A 13,421-nucleotide genomic window follows, 5' to 3' on the forward strand; every position below is an offset into this window, starting at 1 on the left:
TCTCACAACAACGCAACCAAGTGACAGCCATCTCCATGGCGTCATGCTCCATATCGCCCGCCGCCTCCATTACTTGAGGCAAAAACCCTTCGACTGCAGGAAGCCCAGCATGAAGGGTCTGGCCTCCTTGCCGAGGATGGCCTTGATCTGCCCGCTCCAGGTCTGCTCCTTGTTGTTGCTGCTGCGCGCCTGGTAGTAGTCGTGGATCTGCCGATCATATTGGGCCAGCAGGGCGCGATCGAGCGTCTCTGGATAGCGGTTCTCGTGCACCACCAGGGCACGGGGCAGCCGCGGCTTCTGCTCGGGCTGCTGGGCGGGATGGCCCAGGCAGAGGCCGAATAGGGGGATCACCTGATGGGGCAGCCCCAGCAGCTCGCTCACCGCGGCCGGGTTGTTGCGGATGCCGCCGATATAGACACCGCCCAGCCCCAGGGACTGGGCGGCCAGCAGCGCATTCTGTGCCATCAGGGCGCCGTCGATGGCACCGATGAGGAGCTGCTCCACGAAGCCGGTCCGGGCCTCCGGTACTATCTGGCTGTGGCGCTGGTAGTCGGCACAAAACAGCAGGAACTCCGCCGCCTCGGCCACGTAGGCCTGGTGGCCGGCCAGCTCGGCCAGACTGGCGCGCAGCCCCTTGTCGGTGACCCGGATGATGCTGTTGGCCTGCAGGAAGCTGGAGCTGGCGGCGCTCTGGGCGGCGCTCAGGATCTGATCGAGTTGCTCGGCACTGACGGGCTCCGGCGTGAACTGGCGAATGGAGCGATGGGAAAGGATGAGATCGATGGTCGGGTTCATGGTACCTCCGCAGTGGAGGCCACACTGTACCCAAAAAAAGCGAGGGGCCCAAGGCCCCTCGCCGCCCTCAGGGGGCAGGATAGACATAGGGAGCCTGCAACCCGAGCGGGAACCCCAGCGCCCAGTAGAGCAGCAGGAAGCACGTCCAGCTCACCAGGAAGGCCAGGGAATAGGGCAGCATCATGGAAACCAGGGTACCGATGCCCGTGCTCTTCACGTACTGCTGGCAATAGACCACCACCAGGGGGAAGAAGACCATCAGCGGGGTGATGATGTTGGAGGCGGAATCCCCCACCCGATACGCGGCCTGGGTCAGCTCCGGCGAGATCCCCACCGCCATCAGCATGGGCACCAGAATGGGGCTGATGAGGGCCCACTTGGCGGAGGCCGAGCCCACCACCAGATTGACGGTGGCGGTGAGCAGTATCATGCCGACTATGGTCACCTCGCCGGGCAGTGCCAGGGCGTGCAGCACCTCGGCGCCGGAGAGGGCCAGCAGGGTTCCCAGGTTGGAGTCACCGAACGCCTTGATGAAGAGGGCGCAGAAGAAAGCCATCACCATGTAGGAGCCCATCTTGTTCATGGTGGCGGACATGGCATCGATCACGTCCTTGCCGCTCCCGAAGCTCCCGCCACGAAGCCGTAGACGATGCCAGGCAGGATGAAGAGCAGGAAGATGAGGGGCACGATGGACTTCATCACAGGGGCGGCGAAGGTGGTGAGAGAACCGTCCGGCGCCCGCAGCGGCGAGTCGCCCGGCGACAGAGCCAGCCCCAGCAGCACCACGGCCGCCAGCATGGCGAAGCCGGCCCAGTTGAAGGCTCGGCTCTCCCGTGCGCTGTAACGCCCCATCTCGTCGGCGCTCGCCAGATCCTCGTTGAGCGCGACGTGCCTGAGACGCGGCTCCACCACCTGCTCGGTGACAAACCAGCCCACGCAGATGATCAGCAGGGAGGAGGCACCGGTGAAGATGATGTTGCACAGGGTGTTGACCATGTAGCCGGGGTCGAGCAGCTGGGCGGCCGACTGGGTGAACCCCTGCAGCAAGGCGTCCCCGCCGGAGGGGAGGAAGTTCGCGGCGAAGCCGCCGGAAACCCCGGCAAAGGCCGCGGCGATCCCCGCCAGCGGGTGGCGACCCGCCGCGTGGAAGATGATGCCGCCGATGGGGATCACCAGCACATAGCCCGCATCCGCCGCCGTGTGGCTGACGATGGCCACCAGGATCAGCATGGGGGTCAGGAAGCGCGCCGGGGTGACCTTCAGGAGTTTCTTGAGGCCGGTGTTGATGAAGCCGGACTGCTCGGCGACCCCGACCCCCAGCATGGCCACCAGGACGATGCCAAGCGGCGCAAAGCCGGTGAAGGTGGTGACCATGCTGGCGAGAAACTCGGCCAGGCCCGCCCCGGTCAGCAGGTTGTTGACCACCACCGCCTCCCCGGTGCGGGGGTTGACCAGATCGAAGGTGAACTGGGAGAGCACCCAGGAGCCGACCCAGACGATCAGCAGGGCGTAGAGGAACAGCATGGCGGGATCCGGCAGCTTGTTGCCCGCCTTCTCGACCCCGTTCAGGAAGCGGTTCAACCAGCCACCCGGGCTGGCGGGACGCTCGTTCACTGCGGCTTGACTCATTGTGGTGATACTCCATGACCAGGAAATGAGCGCGCAGGCTAGCGATAACGTCTAATGAATCCCATGATATGAGACAAATATTCGATTAATTATGTTTAATTTGGCATGTCACACTTCATAAATGGGACATGCCGCACACTTATCGGCAAGGATCTCAACGACTTGCCAGCGGATAGTGACCGATCCGGCACCGGACGCCGAACCCAGATGCCACCACCTCTTCCGGGGTCATGGGCGGGCTGAACAGGAATCCCTGGAAGACGTGGCAACCCTGGGCCTGCAGGGCCGCCAGCTCGTGCTCGTCCTCCACCCCTTCCGCCAGGATCCCGAGCCCCAGGCTGGTGGCCATGGCCACCGTGGCCCGGATCACCGGCAGGTTGAGGCCGACCACGAAGGAGCGGTCCAGCTTGATGGTGTCGATGGGCAGGCGGTTGAGGTAGGCGAGCGACGAGTAGCCGGTGCCGAAATCGTCGATGGCGATCTTGATCCCCTGCTCGCTCAGGGCGTCGAGGATCTCGATGCAGCCCTTCATGTCCAGCATCAGCACCGTCTCGGTCAGCTCCAGGGTCAGCAGGCCGGCATCGACCCCGAACTCCTCGAGCTGCTGGGCCACCAGCTCGGGCAGGGCCGCGGAGAGCTGGAAGCCCGAGAGGTTGACCGAGACAGGCACCCGCCGCTGCCACTGGCGCTGCCACTCCCCCATCTGGGCCAGCGCGGTGGAGAGCACCCAGCTCCCTATCTCGCGGATGAGGCCCATCTCCTCGGCCAGCGGGATGAACTCCGCCGGCGAGACGTGGCCGAGCACGGGGTTGTACCAGCGCACCAGCGCCTCCAGCCCGATGAGCCGCTGCTGGGCCACGTCCACCTGGGGTTGATAGCGCAGGCTGAGCTCCCCCCGGCCGACGGCCTTGGCCAGAAACTGCTTCAGGGTCAGCTTGCGGTGCAGGCTCTGCTGCATGCTGGGAGTGAAGCGCTGCCAGCGCAGGCGCCCCATCTGCTTGGCCTGGTACATGGCCATGTCGGCGCGGGTGATGAGGTTGTCGCCGTCATCGGCATCGTCCGGGTAGATGGCGATGCCGATGCTGCCGCCTATGGTGACCTCAGGCACGCCGCTCAGCTGCAGCGGCTTGCTCATCTGGGAGAGCATGAGATCCGCCACCTCCTGGGCCCGCTCACTGGCCTGGCTGAGGGGCACCAGGGCGGTGAATTCGTCCCCGCCCAGGCGCGCCAGCTCCACGTCCCGCGGGCAGATCTGCTTGAGCCGCCCGGCCACCCGCTCCAGCAGGCGATCCCCCGCCTTGTGGCCGTAGTTGTCGTTGACCAGCTTGAAGTTGTCCAAGTCCATGAACACCAGGGCGAAGCGCCCCCCCATGCCGCAGTAGGCTTCGAGGGATTTCATCAGCCCATAGCGGTTGAGCAGCCCGGTGAGGGAGTCGTGCCAGGCCAGGTGGCGGTGCTCGAGCTCCTCGAGCTTGCGATCCGTGATGTCCCTCATAGTGAGCAGGATCCGCGCCCCCTGCTGGATGTGGCGGAACTGGTACTGGAACCAGCGCATCCCCTTCTGGGTGCGGCACTCCCCCTCGGCCACCACCTCGTCCAGACGGGAGAGGCGACGATAGAAGGCCTCGTCCGCACCGGAGAAGATCTGGGGCAGGCTCTGGACGCCGCCACCGAAGCACATGTCGAAGTGATGGTTGCCGCTCTCGAGTCGCCCCTCGTTGTCAAACAGGCAGGCCAGGGTATCGCCGGTGGCGAGGGAAGACTCCTGATAGAGGGTGTCCGCATCGATGACCGCCTCCGCCATCATCATCTGCCGTCCGGCGAGCTGGATGCCGGAGAGGCGCAAGTAGACCTGCTTCTTGACCCCCTTGGGAGAGAGGGTCCACCACTCGTTGTAACTGCGGTCCTGCTGAAAATCCCCGAGATAACGCTGCAGCAGCAGGTCGATGGCGGCAGCCATGTCGGCCGAGAAGTCCCGGGACTGCAGCTCGGCAAGGGAGCTCGCCTCCCACAGCCCGAGCGCGGAACCATTGGCCCAGTAAATATGATGACGCTGGATGTCGTAGACCCAGACTGGCGTGTGGAGCACGTCCATCACGGTGAGCAGGCGTTCGTCTAGCGTATTCATGTTGAGTGATGATTCATGCTGAAAACTCATGGCCGAACCAGCCGGGATCCCCCTCTGGCAGGAGCGATCGCGCTGGTACAAAATCCGTTCCGGCCCATAATCGGGTAACGAGCATGTGAAAAAAGGCCGAAATCATATGAAAACGCTACATGTGATCCCCATGGTCAGAAGAAATGGACTCACACTGGTATTGTTGGGCATGGTTATAACCATTGCTATGATTTTTATACTTTTTTTCCTTCGTGAACAACTACTAATGCCCGCCATTTCCCTCCTCCTGGCGGGCCTGGTGACAGTTCTTGTCGGGGCGCTGAAACTGGGTGAGCCTCATTTTAGTCTCTCTTTGTGTCAGGATTGCCTGCAATATCACCACAAGTACGGCGGCTGGATACTGAAATGGAGAAATATTCAGCGAATTGACCAACCGCGTATCCATTTGGGGTGGGATCTGGTGGCGTTGCCCTACATAGGCCTGAAGATCAAGGATTACGACGCTTTTTTGACGCTGATCACACCCAGGCTCGCCGTCCGCCTGCTGACCGAGCAGCGCGCCGTGCTGCTGCAGGCCATGCAGAGCGAGCGCCCAGATTGCCCCCTCGGGGGCTGCGGCAGCGGGCTGCTGGGAGAGGGTCTGCTGGAAGAGAGCCGCTTTCGCTCCCCCTCGGGCCGGCATTACGAGGGAGTGATCGCCATGCTGGGCAACCGCATGACCCGATTGCGGGATCTGCTGGGCTACGACCTGCTGGTGCCGGACAACAGCCTGGACAGACCCCCCGCCGACTTCGTCCATCTGCTCCATCAATACCAGCGCGAGTCGAATCTAATCCAGATCAATTAAACGCCGGATTGCGCTTGCCAAGCCTGGTGACTCTTCATAAGGTCACTGGTTTGTCACAGCCAGAACACCCCCTGAACCGCTTATGAAGTACATCGAAGAGTTCTATCTGTTCGTCAAGGTGGTGCAAGAGGGCGGTTTCTCCCACGCCGCCACCGCGCTGGGCATGCCCACCGGCACCATCAGTCGACGGATCTCCCAACTGGAAGAGCAGCTCGGATGCAGCCTGCTGCACAGATCCACCCGCAAGCTGCGCCTCACCGACGAGGGGCTGCGCTACTACGAACGCCTGTGCACGCCGCTGGCCGAGATCGAGCAGGCCACCGGCGAGATCCGGGGAGAGGAGACGGACATCAGCGGCCTCATCCGTCTCGCCGCCCCCATCGCCCTCTCCAACACCATACTGGTCGACATGCTGGCCGACTTCGGCCTGCGCTATCCCGGGGTGCAGTTCGACATCCGCCAGGCCAATGACCATGCCCCCCACTGCGATCAGGACAGGGACCTGGTCTTCTTCAACGGCGAGCTCTCCCAGACCCTGCCCAATGCCCTCTGCCTGGGCCACATCGAGTACGGCCTCTTCGCCTCCCCCCTCTATCTCGAGAAGAAGGGGGTCCCCTCCCATCCGACCCAGTTGGAAGAGCACGACCTCATTCACTGCTGGCCCCATCAGTACTGGCAGTTGAGCGGACGGGACGAGCAGACGGTCTGCATCAAGCGCCCTCCCCGCCTTTGCATCGATCAGACCCAGGCCGCGGTGCGGGCGGCCCGGCGCCACCTCGGCATCGTCAACGCCCCGCAGCACTACGTGCACCCTTTCCTGCAGGATGCGCAGCTGGTCCCTGTGCTGCCGGACTGGCAATCGGGGAAGCGTCCCTTCTACATGCTCCATTGCCAGCCCCAGTTCACCCCGTTGCGTGTTAAGATGTTCGCCGATTTCGTCGAGAAATATTCCGCACGCTATCGCACTCATCGGCGGGACGATCAATTTTTACCGGCGCTGCCGCTGCCCGTTGCATCTGACGGCTGATGACCCACACTTAGCGCAATCCTCGTTGCACAGGTCGGCTAACACTATGAATGTATTGATATGTGATGACTCCGGGTTCGCACGCAAACAGCTGGTGCGCGCCCTGCCTGCCGACTGGCCTGTCACCCTGCACCAGGCCGCCGACGGCCTGGAGGGCGTCGAGCAGATCCTGATGGGCCACGGGGACCTCATCTTTCTGGATCTCACCATGCCCGAGATGGACGGTTACGGCGTGCTGGAGACCCTCCGGCAGGAGGGGCTGCGCAGCAAGGTGATCGTGGTCTCCGGCGACATCCAGCCGGAAGCCCACGAGCGCGTCATGGCGCTCGGGGCCCTCGACTTCATCAAGAAGCCGGCCTCCCCGGAAACCCTGCTTGCCCTGCTCCAGCGGCACGGCCTGTGGCAGCCGGCGGTGCGGGCGCCCCTCTCCCCCACCCAGCCCGTTGCCGGACACGCCCCCGTCGACGCCCCCGCCCTGCTCACCCCCGAGCTGCGGGATGTCTATCAGGAGCTCGCCAACGTCGCCATGGGCCAGGGGGCGGATCTGCTGGCCCGTCTGCTGGATGCCTTCGTTCAGCTCCCCATCCCGAACGTCAACGTGCTGGAGGTTTCCGAGCTGCACATGGCGCTCTCGGCGGCCGCCGAGTCGGACACCCTCTCCGCGGTCTGCCAGGGCTTCATCGGTGCCGGTATCGCCGGCGAGGCACTCCTGCTGTTCCACGACGCCAGCTTCCAGGATATGGCGCGGCTGATGAACCATCAGGGGACGCTGGATCACAACGCCGAGCTGGAGCTCTTGATGGATACCGCCAACGTGCTGATCGGCGCCTTCCTGCGCGGCTATGCCAACCAGCTCGACACCCCCTTCAGCCAGGGCCACCCCGTGGTGCTGGGCCAGCACAGGCCCATCCAGGAACTCATTCGCACCAACCAGAGCCGCTGGCGCCGCACCCTGGCCATCGAGATCAACTACCGGGTGCAGGGCTACGCGGTGCAGTGCGACCTGCTGCTGCTGTTTACCGAAGACTCCATCGCCACCATGAACCACAAGATCATGCATATGCTCTGACCGCTCCCCGGCGGCAGCAACCATCAACCCAGGCACAACCACCAGGAGTGACCATGGAAATTCGGGAATTTCATTGGCTGATGAACATAGTCCAGAACCTGGACGTGGGGCTGGTCGTGCTCGACAGGGAGTACAGGATCCAGGTGTGGAACGGCTTCATGGAGAGCCACAGCGGACGGCTGGCCGGCGAGGTGCGCGATCAGGGACTGTTTGCGCTCTTCCCCGACGTGGACAAGGCCTGGTTCGAACGCAAGGCCAACATGGTGTTCAAGCTCAACAACCGGGCCTTCAGCACCTGGGAGCAGCGCCCCTATCTGCTGCGCTTCTCCAACTACCGCCCCATCACGGGCTCGGCCCCCTACATGTACCAGAACCTGACCCTGGTCCCCCTGGCCGACTTCACTGGCGAGGTCACCCACCTTGCCGTGATGATCTACGACGCCACCGACGAGGCCATGCTGATCACAGGCCAGCGCCAGGGCTGATCCCGCAGAACGACCACAACAAGGGCGCCATCAGGCGCCCTTGTTGTATGGTGGTGACCGCACTCAGTCGCTCACAAACTCGGTGAACGCGTCGATCACCTCGTCGATGTCGTCGTCGGTGATCTGCAGGTGGGTGACCAGCCTGAGTTCCCCGTAGCCGGAGAAGAGGATGCCGCGCTCTTTCATGAAGGCGAGCAGCTCTGCACTCTCCCCCTTCGCCAGGCGCAGGAACACCATGTTGGTCTGCACCTCACCGCCACTGAGCTCTATACCCGGCAAGGCGGCCAGCCCCTGCGCCAGGCGCCTGGCGCGGCGGTGATCGTCCGCCAGCCGGGTCACGTGCTGATCCAGGGCGAACAGGGCCGCCTGGGCCAGGATCCCCCCCTGGCGCATGCCGCCCCCCAGCATCTTGCGCAGCCGTCTGGCCCGCGCGATGAAGGCATGGGAGCCCACCAGCAGGGAACCGACCGGTGCCCCCAGCCCCTTGGAGAGGCAGACGGAGATGCTGTCGAAGGGGGCCGCGATGGCCGCCACCGGCTCCCCGCTCGCCACCACCGCATTGAACAGGCGGGCGCCGTCCAGGTGCAGCGCCAGGCCGTGCTCGTCGACGAACTCGCGCATGGCGTGCAGGTAGTGCAGGGGCAGCACCTTGCCGTTATGGGTATTCTCGAGGCAGACCAGGCGCGTCTGGACGAAGTGGGCGTCGTCGGGTGCGATGGCGGCCCGCACGTCCTCGAGTGCCAGGGTCCCGTCCGCCTGCATGGTGACGGATTGCAGCGCCACCGAGCCCAGCACCGCGGAGCCCTGCGCCTCGTAGCGATAGATGTGGGAGGCCGCTCCTAGCACGGCCCCTTCCCCGCGCTGGCAGTGGCTCATCATGGCCAGCAGGTTGGACATGGTGCCGGATGGCACGAACAGGGCCGCCTCCTTGCCGAGCAGTTCCGCCCCCCGGCGCTCCAGCGCGTTGATGCTGGGATCTTCCCCGTAGACATCATCGCCCACCTCGGCATGCAGCATGCTCTGGCGCATGGCCTCCGTGGGCTGGGTCACGGTATCACTTCGTAAATCGATATAGCGCATGTCATCCTCCTGATGCAGGACGATGACATTAACCAGCCGGGACCCGACTGGCAAGAAACGGGAGGCGGGAATGTGAGCCCGGCGGTCTACCAGGGCAGCGGTTGGCCCTGCAGATCCAAGAAGCTGCCGGACTGGGACGGGGTGAGGGTGCCGATGAGATCCAGCAGCCGAGGGGCCACCAGGGCGGGATCCTGCAGCAGGGCCGGATCCGTCTCCTGGCGGAAGGGCTGCTGCATGGGGGTATCCATGAGCCCGGGGTGCACAGTGATGACGCCGGCACCCGGAAAACGTTCGGCCCACTCCCCCGCCAAGATCCGGGATCCCATGTTGAGGGCGGCCTTGCTCATCCGGTAGCTGTAGCGGCGCATGGGCTCCTGATGGGCGGCCCCCAGACTACCCGCCAGATCGGAGAGGGTGCAGAGCCAGAGCCGGCTCTCGGACGTCATCAGCCTGCTCAGGCTGGCCCCCAGGGCCAGGTGGGGCCAGGCATTGGCCTGCAGGCTCTCGCAGAGCCACCCCGGCTCCACCTCCTCTACCCGCCGCTCCGGCATGTGGGTGAGATCGTGCAGCAGGCCTATGGTGTTGATCACCACTGTGGGCAGGGAGTCCCCGTCATAGAGGGTGAACAGGGCCTCGAAGGAGAGCGGGTCCACCTCCTGCAGCGGGAAGTAACAGGCGGGATCCAGCCCCCTGGGCAACTGCCTGCCCGCCAGCAGCCACTCGTCGCCCCGCCTGGCGAGCTCATGGGCCAGCGCGATCCCCAACCCGCCACTGCCCAGGATCAGATAGCTCATCTGCGTGTCCTTGGATTTGTTCACTGCTTAGAGGGTATCAGAAGAATGGCGGGCTGCCGCATGCAGCCCCCGGGCTCAGGCCTCCGCCAGATGGCGGCCGAATTCCCGCGCCCGCGCCAGATCCAGAAAACCGTCCGCCTGCTTGTGGCTGCGCAGAAACTGGTAGTAGGCGAGCAGGGTCACCAGCTGCTCCTCGTCCGGCATCGGCTGCCCGGGGCGTTTCTCCTGCACCAGGGACCCCGCCGCCGCCAGCGCGTCCCTGTCCACCACCTCGGCCTGACGATAGAGGTAGCCGCAACCGGTGGCGAGCCACTCCAGGGAGCAGTTGGCCCCCATGGCGATCTGGTTCGCCTTGCCAAGGCCGGGCTCGGCCCCCTTCAGATATTTGCGGATCAGGGCCTCGCTCAGCCCCACCTTGCGGGCGAAGGCGCTCACGCTGCCCTCCCCGATCAGGCTCTGCAGCCTGGCGGCAAATCCTTCCATCACACTCTCTCCGTCATGCCGGCCCCCTGGGAGGCTCAGAACCATAGTTCGAATTCACGCAGGGGGCATTATTGCCTTGTCCGCCGGAAGAGACCAAGATGCTGGCAATATTCTTTGTCCCTTTCGTTGTCGTCTCGTTATCCGTAGAGGAGTCACCATGTCCGTATCCCGCCTCGCCTTGCACGATCAGGGCCCCACCTTCTCCCGCCTCATCATGGGCTACTGGCGCCTGATGGAGTGGCAGCTCTCCCCGGCCGCCCTGCTGGATCTGATGAAATACCACCTGGACCTCGGGGTCACCACCATAGATCACGCCGACATCTACGGCGGCTACCAGTGCGAGGAGGCCTTTGGCCATGCCTTGCGCCTGGAGCCCTCCCTGCGCCACAAGATGGAAATCGTCAGCAAGTGCGGCATCGCCCTCACCGCCAACCCGGCCCACGCCCTGAACCACTACAACACCGGCAAGGCGCACATCGTCGCCAGTGCCGAAGCCTCCCTGCAAAAGCTCGGCACCGATCACCTGGATCTGCTGCTGATCCACCGCCCCGACCCCCTGATGAACGCCGACGAGGTGGCCGAGGCCTTCATCGCGCTCAAGCAGGCGGGCAAGATCAAGCACGCCGGGGTCTCCAACTTCACGCCCCATCAGTTCGCGCTGCTGCAGTCCCGCCTGCCCTTCCCCCTGGTCACCAACCAGCTGGAGATCTCGCCGCTGCATCAGGAAGGCACCCTGGATGGCGCCCTGGATCAGTGCCAGCAGCTGCGCATCAAGCCCATGGCCTGGTCCTGCCTCGGCGGCGGGCGACTGTTCAACGATCCCGCCTGTGGCGCCCTGCGCGCAGAGCTCGAGCAGATCAGACAGGAAGTGGGCGCCCAGCATATCGAGCAGGTGGTCTACGCCTGGGTGATGATGCTGCCGAGCCAGCCGCTGCCGCTCATCGGCTCGGGCAAGCGGGAGCGGATCGCCGCCGCCGTGGCGGCCGAGTCCATCCAGCTCAGCCGTCAGCAGTGGTTCCGCATCCGCAAGGCGGCCCTGGGGTACGATGTGCCCTGATCCCGCCAGAGGACAGTGAAAACAAAAACGGCATGGAGCAATCCATGCCGTTTTCCGTTATCGAGACGATTCAACGATGGCGCTGGGGGCGACCACGGGGTGCATCTGTCTTCGGTTTGGCCTGATTGACCGTGATGGTGCGGCCGCCGACCTCGGTGCCATGCAGCCCGGCGATGGCCTTCTCGGCATCCCCGTTGACAGGCATTTCAATGAAGCCAAAACCCTTGGACTGACCGGTATCCCGGTCGATGATGATATCGACCTTGTCTACCTGCCCAAATTGGCTGAACACGGTTGTCAGTTCGTCGGCCGTCATCCGGTACGACAGATTACCTACGTAAATCTTCATGCCATCCACTCTCGATTCAAGGTGCCTTGTCTATGCATCCACCGATCAGGGAGTAAGGGCACAACCCCCTGCCGGACCCGCCATGGCATCATGCCGTGGCACTTCCCGCTTCGCATTCCAAGTGGTTGATCTCTTGGATTATCGGAGCAGAAAAGATCAAATCGGATCAGAGGCAGTATCTGAGCTTTGGGTTGAATTGTCGAGAAAATAGTCAGGCCGGGTGCAGGGTGGCCAGCAGCCTGTCCAGCGCACGGCGGCCGTGCCACGCCCGCTTGAAGCCGAAACGATAGACCCCGGGGGCCACCTCGTGGGTGCCCTCCCGGGTCAACCCCAGCAAGGCGGTGGCCTCGGCCAGGGCCTCGTCATCCAGCCCCAGATCCAGGCTGACATCGAGCCACTGGCCGTCGTGACCCACCTTGCGCTCCCGCACCATGGCCACCAGCGCGGCTCTGGGCAGGGCCAGCGCCCTGTCCTCGCCGCCGTTGAGCAGATAGAGGTGGCTCTCATCCCAGGCGAGCTCCGCCAGCCGCCACCGCTGCCAGTTGCGCGGCAACGCCATCATCACCAGCACTATGCCGCCAAACACCAGCCCCACCCAGGGCAGCAGCCCCATCTCGGGATACCCCAGCCAGAGCGCGGCCACTACTGTGCCCAGGCTCGCCAGCAACAAGACGCTCATGACCCCGTAGAAGCGCCGGGCCGGGGGCATCAGCCAGTTCACGTTCTCCTGCGTCGCCAGCTCGCTGACTCTCATGTGTCCTTCTCCTCATGTGATGCAAACGGCCATGCCGTTTCGCGTTGCCGCGCATTGTGCGCGAGCCGGCCCGCGCGTTGCAACCGATGCGCGGCGCGGATGACGGCCGGCAGGCACTCTTGGTATGCTTGGGGCTGTCTGAGCCCGTACAGGGCGCCATCCCCGGGAGTCCCATGTTCGCCACCGCCCTGCTGTTCACCACCAGCGCACTCTATGCCGAAGCCATCGGCGGCTACTCGGCCGGCTGCCTGAAAAATGCCGTGGCCCTGCCGCTCGAAGGCCCTGGCTATCAGGTGATCCGCAGCAAGCGACTGCGCTATTACGGCCACCCGGCTCTCATTCACTACCTGCAGGGGCTGGCGAGCCGGACCCGGCTGGCCGGCATGCCGGATCTCTACATCGCCGATCTCGCCATGATGCAGGGGGGCCCCTTCACCTCTGGCCATCGCAGCCACCAGACCGGCCTCGATGCGGACATCTGGTTCCGGATGGCCGACAGGCCCATCAGCAAATGGGAGCAGGATGCCCCCAGGGAGTGGGCGCTGATCGACGAGCCCAGCTACCGGATGCTGCCCGGCCGATTCGGCCCGCGGCAGCTCAACCTGCTGCGCCTCGCGGCCGATCGCCCCGAGGTGGCGCGCATCTTCGTCAACCCCGTCATCAAGGCCGAGGTGTGCAAGCAGGCTCCCGGTGAACCCTGGGTCGCCAAGCTGCGCCCCTGGGTCGGCCACTTCAGCCACTTTCACGTGCGCCTGCGCTGCCCGGCGAACAGCCCGGACTGCCAGCCCCAGGCCCCCATCCCCCCCGGCAACGGCTGCGGGGAGGAGCTGGCCTCCTGGCTCAAGGACAAGCCCCAGTTGCCCAAGGTGTCGATGAGCTACCGCGCCCCCGTGCTGCCCAGGCGTTGTGAGGGCTGACCACAAACTGTTATGG

At 64.5% G+C, this 13,421-nt stretch carries 13 protein-coding genes and 1 pseudogene; 6 read left to right on the forward strand and 8 right to left on the reverse strand.

Going from position 1 to position 13,421, the window contains the following annotated elements; all coding sequences use genetic code 11:
* Positions 1-69: 69 nt before the first annotated feature.
* The 3 genes and pseudogenes from nfsA to R2B70_RS11320 form a co-directional block, all read right to left on the reverse strand.
* Positions 70-795 carry an oxygen-insensitive NADPH nitroreductase gene (gene nfsA, locus R2B70_RS11310; protein WP_042076524.1) on the reverse strand — a complete coding sequence of 242 codons (726 nt, stop codon included), beginning with the start codon at positions 793-795 and terminating at the stop codon, positions 70-72.
* A 67-nt stretch (positions 796-862) separates the two neighbouring features.
* A pseudogene (locus R2B70_RS11315) lies at positions 863-2,424 on the reverse strand (AbgT family transporter).
* Positions 2,425-2,578: 154 nt separating this feature from the next.
* Positions 2,579-4,519, reverse strand: a complete 1,941-nt coding sequence (locus tag R2B70_RS11320; RefSeq protein WP_318163346.1) for a putative bifunctional diguanylate cyclase/phosphodiesterase — start codon at positions 4,517-4,519, stop codon at positions 2,579-2,581.
* 169 nt (positions 4,520-4,688) lie between these two features.
* Here R2B70_RS11320 and R2B70_RS11325 point away from each other — a divergent pair, with 169 nt between their 5' ends.
* The 4 genes from R2B70_RS11325 to R2B70_RS11340 all read left to right on the forward strand — a co-directional run bounded on the left by R2B70_RS11325 (position 4,689) and on the right by R2B70_RS11340 (position 7,971).
* Positions 4,689-5,390, forward strand: coding sequence for a DUF2982 domain-containing protein (locus tag R2B70_RS11325; RefSeq protein WP_209792639.1), 702 nt, complete (start codon positions 4,689-4,691; stop codon positions 5,388-5,390).
* Positions 5,391-5,472: 82 nt separating this feature from the next.
* A complete protein-coding gene (locus tag R2B70_RS11330) occupies positions 5,473-6,417 on the forward strand; it encodes a LysR family transcriptional regulator (RefSeq protein WP_042076529.1) in 945 nt (314 codons plus the stop codon).
* A 46-nt stretch (positions 6,418-6,463) separates the two neighbouring features.
* Positions 6,464-7,486, forward strand: coding sequence for a response regulator (locus R2B70_RS11335; protein WP_318161508.1), 1,023 nt, complete (start codon positions 6,464-6,466; stop codon positions 7,484-7,486).
* A gap of 53 nt (positions 7,487-7,539) precedes the next feature.
* Entirely contained in the window at positions 7,540-7,971 is a 432-nt protein-coding gene (locus tag R2B70_RS11340) for a PAS domain-containing protein (RefSeq protein WP_042076534.1), read from the forward strand.
* 63 nt (positions 7,972-8,034) lie between these two features.
* Here the strand turns inward: R2B70_RS11340 and ltaE are convergent, their stop codons facing one another.
* From ltaE to R2B70_RS11355, 3 genes are all read right to left on the reverse strand, one after another.
* Positions 8,035-9,051 carry a low-specificity L-threonine aldolase gene (ltaE, locus tag R2B70_RS11345; protein WP_318161510.1) on the reverse strand — a complete coding sequence of 339 codons (1,017 nt, stop codon included), beginning with the start codon at positions 9,049-9,051 and terminating at the stop codon, positions 8,035-8,037.
* Positions 9,052-9,137: 86 nt separating this feature from the next.
* Entirely contained in the window at positions 9,138-9,845 is a 708-nt protein-coding gene (locus tag R2B70_RS11350; protein ID WP_318161511.1) for a short-chain dehydrogenase, read from the reverse strand.
* Positions 9,846-9,920: 75 nt separating this feature from the next.
* A complete protein-coding gene (locus R2B70_RS11355) occupies positions 9,921-10,328 on the reverse strand; it encodes an XRE family transcriptional regulator (RefSeq protein WP_257711690.1) in 408 nt (135 codons plus the stop codon).
* A 157-nt stretch (positions 10,329-10,485) separates the two neighbouring features.
* Here R2B70_RS11355 and R2B70_RS11360 point away from each other — a divergent pair, with 157 nt between their 5' ends.
* Positions 10,486-11,385: an aldo/keto reductase gene (locus R2B70_RS11360; RefSeq protein ID WP_216990433.1), complete on the forward strand. Its 900-nt coding sequence runs from the start codon at positions 10,486-10,488 to the stop codon at positions 11,383-11,385.
* 70 nt (positions 11,386-11,455) lie between these two features.
* On the opposite strand, the gene R2B70_RS11365 is transcribed toward R2B70_RS11360, so the two are convergent.
* Complete coding sequence (locus tag R2B70_RS11365) at positions 11,456-11,734, reverse strand: RNA recognition motif domain-containing protein (RefSeq protein WP_167335702.1); 279 nt, start codon at positions 11,732-11,734, stop codon at positions 11,456-11,458.
* Positions 11,735-11,945: 211 nt separating this feature from the next.
* A complete protein-coding gene (locus R2B70_RS11370; protein ID WP_318161512.1) occupies positions 11,946-12,488 on the reverse strand; it encodes a hypothetical protein in 543 nt (180 codons plus the stop codon).
* A 173-nt stretch (positions 12,489-12,661) separates the two neighbouring features.
* Between R2B70_RS11370 and mepA the strand changes: the two genes are divergently transcribed.
* The gene (mepA, locus tag R2B70_RS11375; RefSeq protein ID WP_318161513.1) at positions 12,662-13,405 is read left to right on the forward strand and encodes a penicillin-insensitive murein endopeptidase; all 744 of its coding nucleotides are present in this window, start codon (positions 12,662-12,664) and stop codon (positions 13,403-13,405) included.
* Positions 13,406-13,421: the final 16 nt, after the last annotated feature.

Origin of the sequence: Aeromonas sp. XH (assembly GCF_033348475.1) — a bacterium.
GTDB lineage: Bacteria > Pseudomonadota > Gammaproteobacteria > Enterobacterales > Aeromonadaceae > Aeromonas > Aeromonas sanarellii.

Bases quoted from the DNA above. Each gene is read 5' to 3' on its own strand.
- R2B70_RS11365 (WP_167335702.1), bottom strand. From the start codon at position 11,734: ATGAAGATTTACGTAGGTAATCTGTCGTACCGGATGACGGCCGACGAA.
- ltaE (WP_318161510.1), bottom strand. From the start codon at position 9,051: ATGCGCTATATCGATTTACGAAGTGATACCGTGACCCAGCCCACGGAG.
- R2B70_RS11370 (WP_318161512.1), bottom strand. From the start codon at position 12,488: ATGAGAGTCAGCGAGCTGGCGACGCAGGAGAACGTGAACTGGCTGATG.
- R2B70_RS11335 (WP_318161508.1), top strand. From the start codon at position 6,464: ATGAATGTATTGATATGTGATGACTCCGGGTTCGCACGCAAACAGCTG.
- R2B70_RS11325 (WP_209792639.1), top strand. From the start codon at position 4,689: ATGAAAACGCTACATGTGATCCCCATGGTCAGAAGAAATGGACTCACA.
- R2B70_RS11330 (WP_042076529.1), top strand. From the start codon at position 5,473: ATGAAGTACATCGAAGAGTTCTATCTGTTCGTCAAGGTGGTGCAAGAG.
- nfsA (WP_042076524.1), bottom strand. From the start codon at position 795: ATGAACCCGACCATCGATCTCATCCTTTCCCATCGCTCCATTCGCCAG.
- R2B70_RS11340 (WP_042076534.1), top strand. From the start codon at position 7,540: ATGGAAATTCGGGAATTTCATTGGCTGATGAACATAGTCCAGAACCTG.
- R2B70_RS11350 (WP_318161511.1), bottom strand. From the start codon at position 9,845: ATGAGCTATCTGATCCTGGGCAGTGGCGGGTTGGGGATCGCGCTGGCC.
- R2B70_RS11320 (WP_318163346.1), bottom strand. From the start codon at position 4,519: ATGGACGTGCTCCACACGCCAGTCTGGGTCTACGACATCCAGCGTCAT.
- mepA (WP_318161513.1), top strand. From the start codon at position 12,662: ATGTTCGCCACCGCCCTGCTGTTCACCACCAGCGCACTCTATGCCGAA.
- R2B70_RS11355 (WP_257711690.1), bottom strand. From the start codon at position 10,328: ATGGAAGGATTTGCCGCCAGGCTGCAGAGCCTGATCGGGGAGGGCAGC.
- R2B70_RS11360 (WP_216990433.1), top strand. From the start codon at position 10,486: ATGTCCGTATCCCGCCTCGCCTTGCACGATCAGGGCCCCACCTTCTCC.